We start from the raw sequence: 15,638 nt of genomic DNA, 5'->3' as shown, positions 1-15,638 counted from the left end.
CTATCTCCATCAGGAATGATTTGATTCACCTTGCATCAAGGTGTCGATACGCGCCGGCGCAAAAGGCGGGCGCTGCGTTTGAGTTCCTGGGGTTTGCCAGCCGAAACAAAAGCCGGCGGCGCTGCCGCACACTTTACCTTGGCAGGGCCCCATGCCGCAGCGCGTGTGCAATTTGGCGCTGCGCCACGAATCGTGCGCGGCGGCCTGACCGAAAGTGACGTCTTCGCAGCGGCACAGCAATGTGTCGGACTGCGCCAGCGAGCGCAGCGCTGGGTCCAGCGCGAAAGCGGCGTGCAAGCGCGCGGCGAATTGCCGGTAGCGCTCGCGCAGCGGGAAGCTGCGCCGCGCTTCGTTGTGCTGGCCGAGCGCGGCATGCGCGGCGATGCGTCCCTCCACGGCTGCCAGCTCCATGCCGCCCACGCCGGTGCATTCGCCGGCGGCGAATATGCCGCCCACCGAGGTGGCCTGCCATGGGTCGACCGCGATCATCGGCGCGTTTGCATTGGCCGCGTCGACATCGAGCCGGCATCCCAGCGCGGCCGCGACCTCGGTATTCGACAACAGGCCATAGGCGCAACCCAGCCGGTCGCACGGCACGTTCGTCTCGCGCCCCTGGCGCCGGATCGTGACGTACTCGAGGCGCTCGCCGCCGCGCGCGGCCGTGACATAAGCGCCTCGCCAGTAGGGGGTTTGCCACAGGCCAAGCCGCAAGCGCAGCGCTTGCGCCAGCTTGGCCGGCGTATGCACCAGTGCCGTGGCAAAGCGCACGACGGCCGACGCCTGCGCCTGTTCGACGATGGCCACGATGCGCGCGCCTTGCGCGCGCGCACTCGCCGCCGCAGCCCACAGCAGCGGCCCCGACCCCGCCATCACGACGCGCTGGCCGCGCACCGGCACGCCGCCCTTGACCAGCGCCTGCAGGCCGCCGGCGCCGGTGACGCCCGGTAATGTCCAGCCGGGAAATGGCAGAAAGCGCTCGCGCGCGCCAGTCGCGAGAATCAGCTTGCCGTAGCCGAGCGTCAGACCGTGCTGCGCATCTTCAGCCAGCAGGCGACCCGGGCCAAGCGACTGGACCACGCGCGTGCCGCTCAGGCGCGTGACGTTCGGATGGCCGGCCAGTTCGGCCAGCAGGGCGCGCGCCGAGCCGCCGGGCGGATGATCCGGCCCTTGGCGCCAGATTTGGCCGCCCGGCAGCGGATTGTCGTCGATGATGCCCACACGGGCGCCGCAGCCGGCGGCGACCGTCGCAGCCGACAGGCCGGCCGGGCCGGCACCGATAATCAGGATATCGAAATATAAAATCATGAATGCATTGTGACGACGACCATGCCGGGGGTACATAGGGTTTGGCACGCCAGGCGGTGCGGGCGGCCATCGATCGTCACGCGGCATTCCTGGCAAATGCCCATGCCGCACAACGGGCCACGCACCCCGCCGTTGACGGTGCGGCGCGTGAGCACGCCGGCATTGTCGCTGGCGCGCGCGATGGCGGCGGCGACGGTGCTGCCTGCCGGCACGCTTACCGTGCGTGCGTCGATCTCCAGCGTAATGGTCTCAGGCATGAGCGACTCCCGGGCTGGCGAAACGCGCCGGCAGGTAGGGCGCGGCGTCCAGCGGCGCCTGCGTGTGCAGCATCTGGGCGGCAATCAACTGGGCGGTGCCCAGCGCGGTGGTAACGCCCAGGCCTTCGTGGCCGAGCGCGAGCCAGGTCGCGGGATGCGGCGCATCGCAGGCCGGGCCGATCAGCGGCAAGCCGTCGCTGGAGGCCGGTCGAAAACCGGTCCATGCGCGGATCGCCTGCAGCGCGGGCAGATTCGGCAGATACTCGGCGGCGCGCCGCAGCATGCGCGCCAGCACGGCTTGATCGATTGCAGGGTCGAGGCTGTCGAACTGGCGCGACGAGCCGATCAGCAGTTGTCCCGTCGGGCGTGGCTGCACGTTAAAGGCCACCGACGTGCCGCTCTGGTGATGGGCGCTCTTGACGTAACCGAGTTCGAGGATCTGGTGGCGCACCATGCCGGGGTAGCGGTCGGTGATCAGCAGATGTCCCTTTTTCGCTTGCAGCGGCAAGCCCGGAAGCAGCTCGGGCGCCTGGATGCCATTGGCCAGCAGCACGGCGCCGGCGGCAATGCTGCTGCCGTCGGCCAGCCGAACGCCATCTCGCTCGAGCGCGACAACTTCGCTTGCGAGCCGGGTGTCGATGCGGCCAGCGACCGGTTGCGCGAGCAGCCAGGCGGCCACCGTTGGCGCATAGACCACGGCGTCGTCGGGCACCACCATGGCGCCGGCCAGGCCGTCGCGTAATTCCGGTTCGGCCTGGCGCAGCTGGCCCGCGTCGAGCATATGGCAGGCAATGCACTGGGCCTGCAGCGCCTGCTGGCGGGTTTGCGCCAGCGCGAGCTCCTCGTCGTCGGCGGCCACCCATAACGTGCCGCATTTGACGAACGCATGACGGGCGTCCAGGCGCGGCGCGAGCGCCAGCCAGAGCGCGCGCGAATAGGCGCTGAGCGCGAATTCGGCGGGCGAATCGTCCATCACCACCAAATGACCCATGCCGGCCGCGGTGGTGCCGGTACCGACGCCGGCTCGGTCGATTACCATCACATGCAGTCCGCGCGCGGCCAGCTCATGGGCACACGCGGCGCCGACGATGCCGGCGCCGATGATCGCGACATCGGGCACGCGCGCGTTCATGCTGCCTGAATGCCCCAGGCGAAAGGATCGTCGTCGGCGAATATCAGGGTGGCCTGCGCGCTGATGTGCGCGGTGCCGCGAATACTCGGCAGCACTTGCCCGGCAGGCAGCGTCGCATCGAGCGCATAGCTGGCTTCGAACACGCTGCCGATAATGCTCTCCTGGCGCCAGGTCGCGCCCGGCGCGAGCTTGCCGTCGGCGGCCAGACAGGCCACTTTGGCGCTGGTGCCGGTGCCGCAGGGCGAGCGGTCGTAGGCCTTGCCGGGGCACAGTACGAAATTGCGGCTATCGATGCCGGGTTTGGGCGAATCGGCGAACAGTTCGATGTGATCGATCAGCGCGCCTTCGGCACCCGTGATGCCGTTGGCATCGAGGGCCTGGCGTATCGCCCAGGTGTGGTCCGTCAGCGCATCGACGTTGCGGAATTCGAGCGTCTGGCCGTGGTCGGCGACAAGGAAGAACCAGTTGCCGCCCCAGGCCACGTCGCCATGCACGCGGCCGTGGCCCGGCACGTCTAGTGGCACGGCATGACGGTAGCGCCAGGCCGGCACGTTATGCACGGTGACGCTGCCGTCGGCATGCAACTCGGCCTCGACCACGCCTACTGGCGTCTCGACGCGATGCGCGCCCGGCGCAATGCGGCCAAGATAGGCCAGCGATGCGATCAGGCCGATGGTGCCGTGGCCGCACATGCCGAGAAAGCCGACGTTGTTGAAAAAAATCACGCCGGCCGAGCAGCTTGGATCGTGCGGCTCGCACAGCAGCGCGCCGACCATGACGTCAGAGCCGCGCGGCTCGTTGACGATGCCGGCGCGAATCCGGTCGAAGTCGCGCTGGAAGATCGCCAGCCGCTCTCGCAGCGGGCCGCTGCCCAGATCGGGGCCGCCGGCGGTGACCAGGCGGGTCGGTTCGCCGCCGGTATGGGAGTCGATAACGGTTAAGGTTTTCATAAGGGCTATCGTAGGTCAGCCAGCGCTGCGCGTCTTGCTCATTCTCGTTCGCGGGGGTGACGATTTCTGCATAATGCCTGCGTTGCCAGGGGCTGGTCGCCCATCATTCCGGCGCGACCGGGTTGCACCGGCGCAACCCGGTCGCGCGGCTAAAGCGGCGCCCCGCGCCGTGGGTTGGCCTGCATCGTAGCGCATCATGCCGATTCTGGCATGTGGCGTTCCGGCATTCGTGTATTGCAGAGGTCATTGAGCAAAACGGCATCTGTATTGCCTGTGACGCATCGATTGTGCCGAGATGCTCATCGAATGCGCGCCATCGATGCAAGACAGAGGCGCTCGCGTTTCCTATAATTTTTTCACCATCACGTCACATTCTGGAGAGCAACGATGACGCATTTGTGGGAAGGTGTACTGCCTGCGGTCACGACAAAATTCAATGCTGATTACAGCATAGACCGTGCCGGCACGAAAAAGAATATCGAAGCGCAGATCGACGCCGGCGTCGACGGGATCATCGTATGCGGCTCCCTGGGCGAGGCCTCGACGCTCTCGCTCGACGAAAAATTGACGGTGCTTGACGTGGCGGTCGACGCCGCGGCCGGTCGTGTGCCGGTCTTGCTGACGGTGGCCGAGAACAGCACGCTCGACGGGTGCCGCCAGGTGACCGAAGGCGCCAGGCACGGCGCGGCCGGCTACATGGTGCTACCGGGGCTGCGCTATCTGTCGGACCGCCGCGAGACGCTCAACCATTTTCGCACCGTGGCCGAAGCCAGCCCGCTGCCGATCATGGTCTACAACAACCCGCTGGCCTATGGCGTGGACGTGACACCGGATATGTTCGCCGAACTGGCAAGCGAGCCCAAATTCGTCGCGATCAAGGAATCGTGCGGCGATGTGCGCCGCATTACCGACCTGATCAATGTGGTGGGCGATCGCTACAGCCTGCTGTGCGGTGTCGACAACCTAGCGATGGAAGCGATCCTGATGGGCGGCCACGGTTGGGTCGCCGGCCTGGTTTGCGCCTTCCCGCGCGAGACCGTGGTGATCTATCGCTTGCTCAAGGCCGGTCGGCTGGAAGAGGCGCGCGCGATCTATCGCTGGTTCGCGCCGCTGCTCAAGCTCGATGTGTCGGCCAAGCTGGTGCAGAACATCAAGCTGGCCGAAGCCATGGTGGGCCTGGGCACCGAACACGTGCGCCTGCCGCGCCTGCCGCTGGCCGGCGAGGAGCGCGCCAGTGTCGAAGCGCTGATTCGTCATGCGCTGGAGACACGGCCGACGCTGCCGGACGTGCCGGCGCCGCGGTGAGATCGCCGCAGCGCGATTGATTAGTCGCTCGTTGAAAGCGCCCTGACCGGGCGCTTTTTTTTAGGTTCATCGCGGATGCCGATTTCCGGCATGCGTTACGGAAGGCCAAATGAAAACACCCGCGATAGCGGGTGTCGTATGAAAGCCTGGAAGCCACGCGGCTTCCGATCGGCACGCCACACCGCCGACCCGAGGCGCGGGCACCTCGACGGCAGCGAGCGAAACCTGACAGTGCGAAGGTCGTCGCTAGGACGAGACAGCCGCGGCGATGTCCAGCAGCAGGAACCCGACAATAAAACAACTGACGGCGGTAACAGCCACGCGCAGGAACAACTGCTCGCGCTGCTGTGCGATTCTCTCGGGCGGCAATGCGCGTTTGAACGTCCCAACCCGGCTATGCGAATGCGGAAATTCCCAGCGGATACCCATGTTTCACCTCGCGTGGTAAGGGCTCGACTCCACTTCAACAGCGACCGGTATTATCTGCAATCAGGGAAAACGCGAAGATGGATCGGTATCCAAACCTCGATTGTTGCGCCGCGCGCCGGCTCGTTTTGCTGCGGTGCAAAATAGACGGCACTCCAATAAATAAAACAGAGTGAACCCGCCAATGCCTCGAATGCGGTGGCGCAACATGGGGTGTTGGGCAAGCGGGCACTGCGCTGCGTCAGACAGCCAAATATGTAACCAAATCCGGAATTGGGCCGGGCGACAGCGAGCGGCTCGTCCTGCGTCGACGTTGGTATCGTTTTCATCATCGTCCCGCGCCGGCGATGGTCGGTGAATGAGTGCCGTGACCTGGCCGCTACCCGAGCGGTGATCTTCAGAACACGCGTTGGGGCGACGCGGAGAGCTCGATTTCATCGTCGCGAATCGGCATGGTCTTTCAGCGAGAGGCGGGCAAACGAGAGGCCGGAACGAGGACGATCGAAGCGGGATGGCGGAGGGCGTGGGATTCGAACCCACGAAGGCCGTGAAGCCTTGCCGGTTTTCAAGACCGGTGCATTCAACCGCTCTGCCAGCCCTCCGAGGGCGCTATTGTAACCGCAAGCGGGCCGGCGGCGCGCGCGTCGCCATTTTTTTTGCCCGCGTCGAGCGGTTCAGGACGACAGGAACAGTGCCTGCAGGTCGTTGAGAAAACGCAGGCCGAGCGGGGTGGGCGCGATGCGGCCTGGATCGTCGACCAGCAATCCCTTGGCGACGGCTGTCGCCAGCGGTTTGGCGATCTGCGCGACCGACAGGCCGGTGCGGTCGGCGAAAGTGTCGGTAGGCACGCCTTCGGTCAGGCGCAGGGCGTTCAACATGAATTCGAACGGCAGTTCCTGCACGCTGACTTCATGTTCTTCCTGCAGTGGCGTGCCGGCCGCGCACTGCGCGATGTATTGCTGCGGATGCTTGTGCCGTACCTGGCGCACGATGCGATGCGGGAACGACAGTTTGCCGTGCGCGCCGGCGCCGATGCCGAGATAATCGCCGAAACGCCAGTAGTTCAGATTGTGGCGCGATTGCCGGTGCGGCTGACCATAGGCGGAAACCTCGTAATGCGCGAAGCCTGCCTCGGCAGTGCGCTGGTGAATCCATTCCTGCATGTCGGCCGCGGCATCTTCGTCGGGCAGGCTGGGCGGATATTTATGGAACAGCGTATTGGGTTCGAGCGTCAGGTGATAGAGGGATAGGTGCGGCGGCGCGAAGCTCAACGCCGTTTCGACATCTTGCCGGCATTCGGCCAGGGTCTGCGAGGGCAGCGCGAACATCAGATCGAGGTTGAAGTTATCGAAATGACGCTGCGCGATGTCGATCGCGTGGCGGGCCTCGGTGGCATCGTGAATGCGCCCGAGCGCCTGCAGGTGGCGATCGTTGAAGCTCTGGATGCCGATCGACAGGCGGTTGACGCCACTGGCGCGAAAGCTGCGGAATTTCTCCGCCTCGAAGGTGCCGGGGTTGGCTTCGAGCGTGACTTCGGCGTCGGCGTCGAGCGGCAGCAGCGCGCGGATGTCCGAGAGCAGGCGATCGAGCCCGGCGGCCGACAGCAGGCTGGGCGTGCCGCCGCCGATGAACACGGTGTGCACCAGCCGCCCCCACACCATCGGCAGGCTGTGTTCGAGATCCTGGCGCAGGGCGTCGAGATAGGCTGATTCGGGGAATGCGGTGCTGCCGCCTTCGCCCTTCCACTCGTGCGAATTGAAATCGCAGTACGGGCATTTGCGCACGCACCACGGGAAATGCACGTACAGCGACAGCGGTGGCAGGGCCGGCAGCTTGAGCTGGCCGGGCCGCAGGAAATTCTGCACCGGGGTAGTCATGCTCACGTCGTTTGCCCCAGTTTGTCGATCAGTTGGCGCAGCGCACGGGCGCGATGACTGACTTCGTTTTTTACGTCGGGCGATAGTTCGGCCGCGGTCTGGCCGAGTGCCGGAATGAAAAAGTGCGGATCGTAGCCGAAGCCGTGGGTGCCGCGCGCGAGGTCGACGATCTGCCCGTCCCAGCGGCCTTCGGCAATGATCGGCAGCGGATCGTCGGCACGCCGCACCAGCACCAGCGCGCAGTAGTAGCAGGCGGCGCGCTCGCCGGGGCTGGGGTGCGCGGCGAGTTGCTCGATCAGATGTGCGTTGTTGGCGGCGTCGGACTTGGCTTTGCCGACGAGGCTCGCATAACGCGCCGAATGGACGCCGGGCGCGCCATGCAACGCCGCGACGCACAGGCCGGAATCGTCGGCCAGGGCCGGCAGGCCGGTGGCGGCGCTGGCGTGGCGCGCCTTGGCCAGCGCATTTTCAATGAAGGTCACGTGCGGCTCGTCCGCCTCGCTCACGCCGAGCGCGCCTTGCGGTACCAGTTCGATGCCCAGCGGCTGGAACAGCGCGTCGAATTCGCGCAGTTTGCCTGGGTTATTGGAGGCCAATACGATGCGGTCCAGCATGTCACAGCAATCCCAGGGCTTGTTTTTGCAGTTGGACGAGCTGGCCAATGCCGGTGCTCGCCAGATCCAGCAGCGTGTCGCTCTGCTGGCGCGTGAACGGCTCGCCCTCGGCGGTGCCCTGGATTTCGACGAAGCCACCGGCGCCGGTCATGACGACGTTCATGTCGGTGTCGCAGTCGGAGTCTTCGAGGTAGTTCAGGTCGAGCACGGGCACGCCGCGATGAATGCCCACTGACACGGCGGCGACGAAATCGCGGATCGGCGACTCGGCGAGCTGGCCGCTGGCCAGCAGTTCGGTGACAGCGTCGTGCGCCGCGACGAAGGCGCCGGTGATCGAGGCGGTGCGGGTGCCGCCATCGGCCTGGATCACGTCGCAGTCGAGGTGCAGCGTACGCTGGCCGAATTTTTCGAGATCGAACACGGCGCGCAGTGCGCGGCCGATCAGGCGCTGGATTTCCTGGGTGCGGCCGCTTTGCTTGCCGCGCGCGGCCTCGCGATCGCCGCGTGTGTGGGTGGCGCGCGGCAGCATGCCATATTCCGCGGTAAGCCAACCCTGGTTTTTGTCACGCAGGAAGGGCGGCACCTTTTCCGCCACGCTGGCCGTGCAGATGACCTTGGTTTCACCGAACTCGATCAGTACCGAGCCCTCGGCGTACTTGGTGTATCGGCGCGTGATGCGCACCGGGCGCATGGCATCGGCGGGGCGGCCGTCGGGGCGGGAAGAAGGTGGCATTGCAGCAGAGGTCATGAAGGTATCCGGCAAGAGAAAATAGGCCAATGGTAGCGCCAAACGCGCTGCGTGCGCGCGCCGGCGCACCGCGCCGCGACGTTTTGGCGGAGGCAAAACCGGAAAGTGCGATAATCGACGCTTGTCAACGCTCTCCATGAAAGCGCCGCGCCGCGGTGCTTTTCGGATTTTCCAATGAAAGAAAAAAATCTTTACAGCATGACCGGCTACGCGAGCGCGACCCGCGAGATCGCAGTGGCCGGGCTCGCGGGCACGGCGCATAACCTGAGCGTGTCGGTGGAGCTGCGTACCGTCAACTCGCGCTTTCTCGATTTGGCTTTCCGCATGCCTGAAGAATGCCGGGCATGCGAGCCCGCGCTGCGCGAGTCGCTGACCGCGCGCCTGTCGCGCGGCAAGGTGGACATTCGCGTGAATGTGCAACGCGGCGAGAATTTGCTCTCGGGAGAGGTCAACCGCGACACGCTGGTGCAACTGGCCGCGCTCGAGCAGCAGGTACTGGCGGTGTTTCCCGATGCCGAGCGCATGCGCACCGGCGAAATTCTGCGCTGGCCGGGCGTGCTCGGCGAGCAGGATCTGACGGCCGACATGCTGCGCGATGCGGTGATCGAGTGCGGCAAGGCGGCGCTCGACGATCTGATTGAAGTGCGCCAGCGCGAGGGCGCGCAGCTCAAGGTGATGCTGCTCGATCGCATCGCGAAGATGGAGGCGATTCTCGTGGGCCTGCAGCCGCTGGTGCCGGATCTGATCGCGCGCCATCAACAGAAAATCGTCGATCGCTTGCAGGAGGCCTTGGGGCTGGCGTTGCCCGACGGCACGCCTGGCATCAGCAAGGAGGAAGTGGCCGAGCGGATTCGCCAGGAAGTGACGATGTATGGCGTGCGCATCGACGTGGCCGAGGAAATGACCCGGCTCGACACGCATCTGAAGGAGACGCGGCACCTGCTCGACAAAGGCGGCCAGCTCGGCAAGCGGCTCGACTTCATGATGCAGGAGCTCAATCGCGAGGCCAATACGCTGGGCTCGAAAGCCGCTTCGAAAGAACTGGCCGATGCGTCGATGGAACTGAAATTGTTCATCGAGCAGATGCGCGAGCAAGTGCAGAACCTGGAGTGAGCGATGAAGCACGAGATCAAGCACGATATCCCGCACGAGGCTTCCGAGCACCGGGATTATCCCGGCAACCTGTTCATGGTGGTGGCGCCGTCGGGCGCCGGCAAATCGACGCTGGTCAACGCGCTGCTTGCGCAGGATCCGGATATTTGCCTGTCGGTGTCGTTCACCACGCGAGCGCCTCGCCCCGGCGAGCAGGATGGCCAGGCCTATCATTTCGTCAGCGTCGAGGAATTCCTGCGGCGCCGGCGCGCGGGCGAGTTTCTCGAAAGCGCCGAGGTGCATGGCAACTATTACGCGACATCGCGCTTGTGGATCGAAGAGCAGATGAGCGAAGGCCGTGACGTGCTGCTGGAGATCGACTGGCAAGGCGCGCAGCAGGTACGCAAGCAATTCCGCAACGCAGTAGGCATTTTTATTTTGCCACCGTCGATCGCTGCGCTCGAGGAGCGCCTGAAAAAGCGCGGGCAGGACGAGCCGAATGTGATCGCGCGGCGCCTGCTGGCCGCAGGCGGCGAAATGGCGCATGCGGGCGAAGCCGATTATGTGCTGATCAACGAGGAATTCTCACGCGCACTGGGCGAGCTGCAAAGCGTGGTGACTGCCACGCGTTTGCGGGTCGCTTCGCAGCGCGCGCGTCACGAGGACCTGTTTATTCAATTGGGCATTCATTCGCCCCAGGCGACGGAATAAGCGATTGCTGCAAGACACACTCGCAGGCATCGCGAGAAGCAGAATTCGCAAGACTTTGAGCGGCCGGCGCGTGAACTTGCCGGCTGAGCTAAAATACGCACATCTTGAGAAGGAATACCGTTATGGCCCGAATTACCGTTGAAGACTGCCTGAAGAAAATCCCGAACCGCTTCGAGCTGGCGCTTGCCGCAACCTATCGCGCGCGCCAGCTGGCGCAGGGGCACACGCCGAAGGTCGACAGCAAGGACAAGCCGACCGTGATCGCGTTGCGTGAAATCGCCAGCGGGCAAGTCGGCGTCGAAATGCTGAAGAAAGTCCCGGTCTGACGACTGGTCATCGCTCGTAGTCAATCCGAGGGCCGACCGATGCAGGTGCAAGCATGAGTACCGCGAAATCTCCGGCCCCCGATATTGCGCCGGTCGAGAAGAAAAAGAAGAGCGAAAGCTCGACCCGCCTGTACATCGACGCGCTGCTCGAGCAGTCGTATCGTCATCTTTTTGGCCCCACCGCAACACCCGAGCAACCCCGCAAGCCGGAGGTCGTATCGATCGCCCGCCTCAAGGGGCTGCTCAGTGCATACCTGAAAAGCAGCGATCTGGCTCAGATCAAGGAAGCGTTCCACTTCAGCGATGAAGCGCATCTGGGGCAATACCGTCAGAGCGGCCAGCCTTACATCACGCATCCGGTGGCGGTGGCCGAGATCTGCGCCGAGTGGAAGCTCGACCCGCAATCGGTGATGGCCGCGTTGCTGCACGACGTGATGGAAGATCAGGGCGTGACCAAGGCCGAGCTGGCCGAGCGGTTCGGCCCGAAAGTCGCCGAACTGGTCGATGGCCTGTCCAAGCTCGACAAGATGGAGTTCCGCAGCCGCGAGGAAGCGCAGGCCGAGAGCTTTCGCAAGATGCTGCTGGCGATGGCGCGCGACGTACGGGTGATTCTCGTCAAGCTGGCCGACCGCCTGCACAACATGCGCACGCTGGGCGTGACGGCCATGGAGAAGCGCCGGCGCGTAGCGCGCGAGACGCTCGATATCTATGCGCCGATTGCCAATCGGCTGGGTTTGAACAATACCTACCGCGAGCTGCAGGATCTGAGCTTCGCCAATTACTATCCGCGCCGTTACGCGACGCTCGACAAGGCGGTCAAGGCCGCGCGCGGCAATCGCCGCGAAGTGGTCGGCAAGATCCTCGACGCGGTTCAGAAGGCGCTCAAGGAAGGCGGCGTCAAGGCCGAGGTCTACGGGCGCGAGAAGACCCTCTACAGCATCTACAACAAGATGCGGGAAAAGCAGCTGTCGTTTTCGCAGGTGCTCGACGTGTATGGCTTTCGGGTGGTGGTCGAGGCCAACGTGCAGTGTTATATGGCGCTTGGCATTTTGCACGGGCTCTACAAGCCGGTGCCCGGCAAGTTCAAGGATTACATCGCGATTCCGAAGCTCAATGGCTATCAATCGCTGCATACGACCCTGGTCGGGCCGTTCGGCACGCCGATCGAGTGTCAGATCCGCACGCGCCGCATGCACCAGATTGCCGAGGCCGGGGTGGCGGCGCACTGGCTTTACAAGAACGGCGGCGCCGACATGAACGATGTGCAGAAGCACGCGCACCAGTGGCTGCAGTCGCTGCTCGATATCCAAAGCGAAACGGGCGATTCCACCGAGTTTCTCGAGCACGTCAAGATCGACCTGTTCCCCGACGCGGTGTACGTGTTTACGCCGAAGGCGCGCATTCTGGCGCTGCCGCGCGGGGCCACCGCGCTGGACTTCGCTTATGCGGTGCACAGTGATCTGGGCAATCAGTGCGTCGCCGTGAAGGTCAACAATGAATTGCTGCCTTTGCGTACCGAGCTGAAAAACGGCGACATCATCGAAGTCATTACCGCACCGTACTCGAAGCCGAATCCGGCATGGCTGGGGTTCGTGCGCACCGGCAAGGCCCGCTCGGCGATTCGCCATTACCTCAAAACAATGCGCTTTGGCGAGTCGGTACAACTGGGTGAGCGGCTGGTCGAACAGGCGCTCAAGAGCTACGGGCTCAACGTGGCCGAAATCAGCCAGGAAATCTGGGACAAGCTGGCGCAATGGACGGGTAACAAGGATCGCCAGGAGATCTTCGCCGATATCGGTCTGGGGCGCCGCGTGGCCGCGGTGATGGCCAAGCGCCTGGCCGTGCTGATCAGCGGCAAGGATGGCGAGAACGAAACGCTGGACGAGGCCGAGGCGCTGCGCCTGGAAGAGGCGGTGAGCGCGCCGGTGCTGATCACCGGCACCGAGGGCATGTCGGTACAGTTTGCGCCCTGCTGCCGCCCGATTCCGGGCGATAACATCATGGGCTACATCGGCATCGGCATGGGCATGGCGATTCACACCACCGACTGCCGCGTGGCGCGCCGCATTCACCGCAAGGATCCGACGCGCTGGATCGACGTCGCATGGTCGCCGCAACCGGGGCGGCTGTTCGATGTGGCGATCAGGATTCTGGTGCGTCACAACCGCGGCGTGTTTGCCCGGGTGGCGGCTGACATCACCGCGTCGGACGCCAACATCGTGCACATCGCGATGGACGATGTGATGCCACAGGAGTCCGCGCAGCTGCGCTTTATCATCCAGGTATCCGACCGCGTTCATTTGGCCAATGTGATGCGGCGCGTGCGCACCAATCCGGACGTGATTCGCGTGGCCCGCGAGCGGCCCGGCGAGCGGCACCAGGAAGAGCTGCATGCCGCTCATGCGATGCGCGTGACGCGCGATCGCGGCGAATACTGAGCGACGGCTACGCCGCCAGAACCGGGTAGCTGACGTCCAGTATCTCGATTTGCTCGACGCCACCGGGCGTGCGCAGCGAAATGGTGTCGCCCACGCGCGCCTTGGTGAGCGCCCGCGCGATCGGCGATACCCAACTGACGTGACCGCGCTCGAGATCGACTTCATCGACCCCGACGATCATGATCGTATGCTCGTTGCCGGCTCCGTCGGCGTAATGGACCCGTGCGCCAAAGAAAACCTGGTCCTGGTTTTCCTGGCGCCGCGTATCCACGACTTCCGCCAGGTCCAGCCGCTTGGTGAGAAAACGAATGCGGCGGTCGATTTCACGCAGTCGGCGCTTGCCGTAGATGTAGTCGCCATTCTCGGAGCGGTCGCCATTGGAAGCGGCCCACGAAACGATGCGCACGACCTCAGGGCGCTCGACATCGATCAGGTGCAGCAACTCGTCCTTCAGGCGCTGGTAGCCGGCCGGCGTGATGTAATTCTTCGCGCCGGCCGGAATTTCCGGTGCGGCGAATTCCAGATCGTCATCGTCGTTATCATTCTCTTTGACAAAAGCTTTGTTCATGGTGTCCGGGCTTGCAATTCAACGGCTGACTGAACAATTATAGGATGCGGTTTACAATCCTCGCCTCCGGGAGCTCGATATGACACAACCTTTTCTGGCCGTGCTCAAGCCTCATACTAGCGACATCGGCGCATTTACCGTGCAGCGCTCGTTGCCCGGCATGCCTTTCAAGACGGTCGGGCCATTCATTTTCTTCGATCATATGGGGCCTGCCACGCTGAGTGCGGGGCAGGGCATGGACGTGCGCCCGCATCCGCATATCGGTCTGGCGACGGTCACGTATCTGTTCGAGGGCGAAATCATGCACCGCGACAGCCTGGGCAGCGAGCAGCGTATCCGCCCGGGCGATGTCAATTGGATGACTGCCGGGCGCGGCATCGTGCATTCCGAGCGCACGCCGGCCGATGTGCGTGAGTCGGGCGGGCCGGTGCACGGCATTCAGACCTGGGTCGCGCTGCCGCGCGCGGACGAACAAACCGAACCTGCATTCTCGCATCATCCGGCGGCAACTCTGCCCGAGATCGATCTGCCAGGGGTGCGCCTGCGCGTGATCGCCGGCAACGCCTACGGCAGGCAATCGCCTGTGCGGGTTTTTTCCGGCACGCTGTACGTGGCCGTCGAGATGCAGGCGGGAGCATCGTTCGAAGTGCCGCCCGAGCATGCCGAGCGAGGCCTCTATGTGGTCGATGGCGACGTGACGGTCGACGCCCGGGCGCTGCCGCCGCAGCGCCTGGGTGTGCTCGCGCCCGGCCTGAGCGTGACTGTCACGGCGGCCCCCGGCCGCGCGGCGCGCCTGATGTTGCTGGGTGGCGAGCCAGTCGACGGCGAGCGCTACATCTGGTGGAATTTCGTCTCGTCCGATCGCGCGCGCATCGAAGCGGCCAAGGCCGACTGGCAGGCGCAGCGCATGGGGCAGGTGCCCGGCGAGACCGAATGGATCCCGCTGCCGGAGCGCCGCTGACGGGCGACGCAGTGGCATCGGCCGGATTGCGCAACGGCAGCTTTGAATTATTGTGTTGCAAGGCAATGGAGCATGCATGATCGATACCAATCAAGCCAATTTTGAAATCGACGTGATCGAAGCGTCGCATCGGGTTCCGGTGCTGGTGGATTTCTGGGCGCCATGGTGCGGCCCCTGCCGGGCGCTCGGCCCGCTGCTGGAAAAACTCGAAGCGGCGGACGGCGGGCGCTGGAAACTGGTCAAGATCAATTCCGACGAAAATCAGGAACTGGCGATGCGCTTCGGCGTACGCAGCATCCCCTTTGTCGCGGCATTCGTCGACGGCGCGATGGTCGATCAATTCGTCGGCGCTTTACCGGAGGGGCAGCTGCGCGCTTTCCTCGACCGCCTGGTGCCCGACCCCAGTGAAATCGAGCGTCGCCGGGCCAAGGCGGCGCTTGCCGACGGCGACCCCGAGACCGCACTGGAAGCGCTGCAGGCGGCCTTGGCGCTCGATCCGGGGCATGACGAGGCTCGGCTCGATTTGATCGAACTGTTGTTGAATCAGGACAGGCTCGACGCCGCCCGGCAAGAGATCGCCCTACTGTCGCCGAAGATCACCGGCGGTTACGATGCTCGCTTTACCGCGCTGCAGACGCAGCTCTCGGCTGCCGAGCAGGCCGAAGCCTTGCCCGATCCGGCCACCCTGGCGCAGCGCGTGGCCGCTCACCCGGACGATTTGCAGGCCAGATTCGACCTGGCCAATCGCCATATCGCCGCGCGCGAATTCGAGCCGGCGCTCGAGCAGTTGCTGGCGATCGTGCAGCGCGACCGCGGTTTCGGCGACGACGCGGCGCGCAAGACGATGTTGTCGGTGTTCGACCTGATGGGCGAGCCCGAGCGGGTCGCCGCCTGGCGCCGCAAGCTGGCCAGCGCGCTGAATTAGGCC

The 15,638-nt window shown here is 64.7% G+C and carries 16 protein-coding genes and 1 tRNA gene; 7 read left to right on the top strand and 10 right to left on the bottom strand.

Annotated features, from left to right (window positions below):
• Positions 1–9: 9 nt before the first annotated feature.
• Genes EPN80_RS03875 through EPN80_RS03860 form a run of 4 tightly spaced genes read right to left on the bottom strand, consistent with a single transcriptional unit; the run spans position 10 to position 3,653 of the window.
• Positions 10–1,305 carry an FAD-dependent oxidoreductase gene (locus EPN80_RS03875; protein WP_293023930.1) on the bottom strand — a complete coding sequence of 432 codons (1,296 nt, stop codon included), beginning with the start codon at positions 1,303–1,305 and terminating at the stop codon, positions 10–12.
• Positions 1,302–1,562 (bottom strand): (2Fe-2S)-binding protein, encoded by a 261-nt coding sequence (locus tag EPN80_RS03870; protein WP_293023928.1) that lies wholly within the window; start codon positions 1,560–1,562, stop codon positions 1,302–1,304. Before EPN80_RS03870 ends, EPN80_RS03875 begins: the two co-directional genes overlap by 4 nt.
• Complete coding sequence (locus tag EPN80_RS03865; protein WP_293023926.1) at positions 1,555–2,694, bottom strand: FAD-dependent oxidoreductase; 1,140 nt, start codon at positions 2,692–2,694, stop codon at positions 1,555–1,557. Before EPN80_RS03865 ends, EPN80_RS03870 begins: the two co-directional genes overlap by 8 nt.
• On the bottom strand, positions 2,691–3,653 hold the full coding sequence (locus EPN80_RS03860) for a 4-hydroxyproline epimerase (RefSeq protein ID WP_293024003.1): 963 nt from the start codon (positions 3,651–3,653) through the stop codon (positions 2,691–2,693). Before EPN80_RS03860 ends, EPN80_RS03865 begins: the two co-directional genes overlap by 4 nt.
• A 378-nt stretch (positions 3,654–4,031) precedes the next feature.
• Between EPN80_RS03860 and EPN80_RS03855 the strand changes: the two genes are divergently transcribed.
• The gene (locus EPN80_RS03855) at positions 4,032–4,949 is read left to right on the top strand and encodes a dihydrodipicolinate synthase family protein (protein ID WP_293023924.1); all 918 of its coding nucleotides are present in this window, start codon (positions 4,032–4,034) and stop codon (positions 4,947–4,949) included.
• Between the two features lie 246 nt (positions 4,950–5,195).
• On the opposite strand, the gene EPN80_RS03850 is transcribed toward EPN80_RS03855, so the two are convergent.
• From EPN80_RS03850 to rph, 5 genes are all read right to left on the bottom strand, one after another.
• On the bottom strand, positions 5,196–5,378 hold the full coding sequence (locus EPN80_RS03850) for a hypothetical protein (RefSeq protein ID WP_047212769.1): 183 nt from the start codon (positions 5,376–5,378) through the stop codon (positions 5,196–5,198).
• A 509-nt stretch (positions 5,379–5,887) separates the two neighbouring features.
• Positions 5,888–5,977, bottom strand: a tRNA-Ser gene (locus EPN80_RS03845).
• Positions 5,978–6,049: 72 nt separating this feature from the next.
• Complete coding sequence (hemW, locus tag EPN80_RS03840) at positions 6,050–7,252, bottom strand: radical SAM family heme chaperone HemW (RefSeq protein ID WP_293023920.1); 1,203 nt, start codon at positions 7,250–7,252, stop codon at positions 6,050–6,052.
• 2 nt (positions 7,253–7,254) lie between these two features.
• The gene (gene rdgB, locus EPN80_RS03835) at positions 7,255–7,866 is read right to left on the bottom strand and encodes an RdgB/HAM1 family non-canonical purine NTP pyrophosphatase (RefSeq protein ID WP_293023918.1); all 612 of its coding nucleotides are present in this window, start codon (positions 7,864–7,866) and stop codon (positions 7,255–7,257) included.
• 1 nt (position 7,867) lies between these two features.
• Positions 7,868–8,614: a ribonuclease PH gene (gene rph / locus EPN80_RS03830; RefSeq protein ID WP_293023916.1), complete on the bottom strand. Its 747-nt coding sequence runs from the start codon at positions 8,612–8,614 to the stop codon at positions 7,868–7,870.
• Positions 8,615–8,788: 174 nt separating this feature from the next.
• On the opposite strand from rph, the gene EPN80_RS03825 reads away from it, so the two are divergent.
• From EPN80_RS03825 to EPN80_RS03810, 4 genes are all read left to right on the top strand, one after another.
• The gene (locus EPN80_RS03825; RefSeq protein WP_293023914.1) at positions 8,789–9,727 is read left to right on the top strand and encodes a YicC/YloC family endoribonuclease; all 939 of its coding nucleotides are present in this window, start codon (positions 8,789–8,791) and stop codon (positions 9,725–9,727) included.
• A 3-nt stretch (positions 9,728–9,730) separates the two neighbouring features.
• Entirely contained in the window at positions 9,731–10,417 is a 687-nt protein-coding gene (gmk, locus tag EPN80_RS03820) for a guanylate kinase (RefSeq protein ID WP_293023912.1), read from the top strand.
• Between the two features lie 122 nt (positions 10,418–10,539).
• Positions 10,540–10,743: a DNA-directed RNA polymerase subunit omega gene (gene rpoZ, locus EPN80_RS03815; protein ID WP_047212774.1), complete on the top strand. Its 204-nt coding sequence runs from the start codon at positions 10,540–10,542 to the stop codon at positions 10,741–10,743.
• A gap of 53 nt (positions 10,744–10,796) precedes the next feature.
• The gene (locus tag EPN80_RS03810) at positions 10,797–13,181 is read left to right on the top strand and encodes a bifunctional (p)ppGpp synthetase/guanosine-3',5'-bis(diphosphate) 3'-pyrophosphohydrolase (RefSeq protein ID WP_293023906.1); all 2,385 of its coding nucleotides are present in this window, start codon (positions 10,797–10,799) and stop codon (positions 13,179–13,181) included.
• A gap of 7 nt (positions 13,182–13,188) precedes the next feature.
• On the opposite strand, the gene greB is transcribed toward EPN80_RS03810, so the two are convergent.
• Positions 13,189–13,749, bottom strand: coding sequence for a transcription elongation factor GreB (gene greB, locus EPN80_RS03805; RefSeq protein WP_293023904.1), 561 nt, complete (start codon positions 13,747–13,749; stop codon positions 13,189–13,191).
• A gap of 79 nt (positions 13,750–13,828) precedes the next feature.
• On the opposite strand from greB, the gene EPN80_RS03800 reads away from it, so the two are divergent.
• Complete coding sequence (locus tag EPN80_RS03800) at positions 13,829–14,710, top strand: pirin family protein (protein WP_293023902.1); 882 nt, start codon at positions 13,829–13,831, stop codon at positions 14,708–14,710.
• A 79-nt stretch (positions 14,711–14,789) separates the two neighbouring features.
• Positions 14,790–15,635 (top strand): co-chaperone YbbN, encoded by an 846-nt coding sequence (locus EPN80_RS03795; protein ID WP_293024000.1) that lies wholly within the window; start codon positions 14,790–14,792, stop codon positions 15,633–15,635.
• Positions 15,636–15,638: the final 3 nt, after the last annotated feature.

This window comes from Pandoraea sp., assembly GCF_004297875.1.
Lineage (GTDB): Bacteria > Pseudomonadota > Gammaproteobacteria > Burkholderiales > Burkholderiaceae > Pandoraea.
This window is presented reverse-complemented; position numbering and strand designations above follow the sequence as displayed.

Bases quoted from the DNA above. Each gene is read 5' to 3' on its own strand.
- EPN80_RS03875 (WP_293023930.1), bottom strand. From the start codon at position 1,305: ATGATTTTATATTTCGATATCCTGATTATCGGTGCCGGCCCGGCCGGC.
- EPN80_RS03870 (WP_293023928.1), bottom strand. From the start codon at position 1,562: ATGCCTGAGACCATTACGCTGGAGATCGACGCACGCACGGTAAGCGTG.
- EPN80_RS03865 (WP_293023926.1), bottom strand. From the start codon at position 2,694: ATGAACGCGCGCGTGCCCGATGTCGCGATCATCGGCGCCGGCATCGTC.
- EPN80_RS03855 (WP_293023924.1), top strand. From the start codon at position 4,032: ATGACGCATTTGTGGGAAGGTGTACTGCCTGCGGTCACGACAAAATTC.
- EPN80_RS03850 (WP_047212769.1), bottom strand. From the start codon at position 5,378: ATGGGTATCCGCTGGGAATTTCCGCATTCGCATAGCCGGGTTGGGACG.
- hemW (WP_293023920.1), bottom strand. From the start codon at position 7,252: ATGACTACCCCGGTGCAGAATTTCCTGCGGCCCGGCCAGCTCAAGCTG.
- rdgB (WP_293023918.1), bottom strand. From the start codon at position 7,866: ATGCTGGACCGCATCGTATTGGCCTCCAATAACCCAGGCAAACTGCGC.
- rph (WP_293023916.1), bottom strand. From the start codon at position 8,614: ATGACCTCTGCTGCAATGCCACCTTCTTCCCGCCCCGACGGCCGCCCC.
- EPN80_RS03825 (WP_293023914.1), top strand. From the start codon at position 8,789: ATGAAAGAAAAAAATCTTTACAGCATGACCGGCTACGCGAGCGCGACC.
- gmk (WP_293023912.1), top strand. From the start codon at position 9,731: ATGAAGCACGAGATCAAGCACGATATCCCGCACGAGGCTTCCGAGCAC.
- rpoZ (WP_047212774.1), top strand. From the start codon at position 10,540: ATGGCCCGAATTACCGTTGAAGACTGCCTGAAGAAAATCCCGAACCGC.
- EPN80_RS03810 (WP_293023906.1), top strand. From the start codon at position 10,797: ATGAGTACCGCGAAATCTCCGGCCCCCGATATTGCGCCGGTCGAGAAG.
- greB (WP_293023904.1), bottom strand. From the start codon at position 13,749: ATGAACAAAGCTTTTGTCAAAGAGAATGATAACGACGATGACGATCTG.
- EPN80_RS03800 (WP_293023902.1), top strand. From the start codon at position 13,829: ATGACACAACCTTTTCTGGCCGTGCTCAAGCCTCATACTAGCGACATC.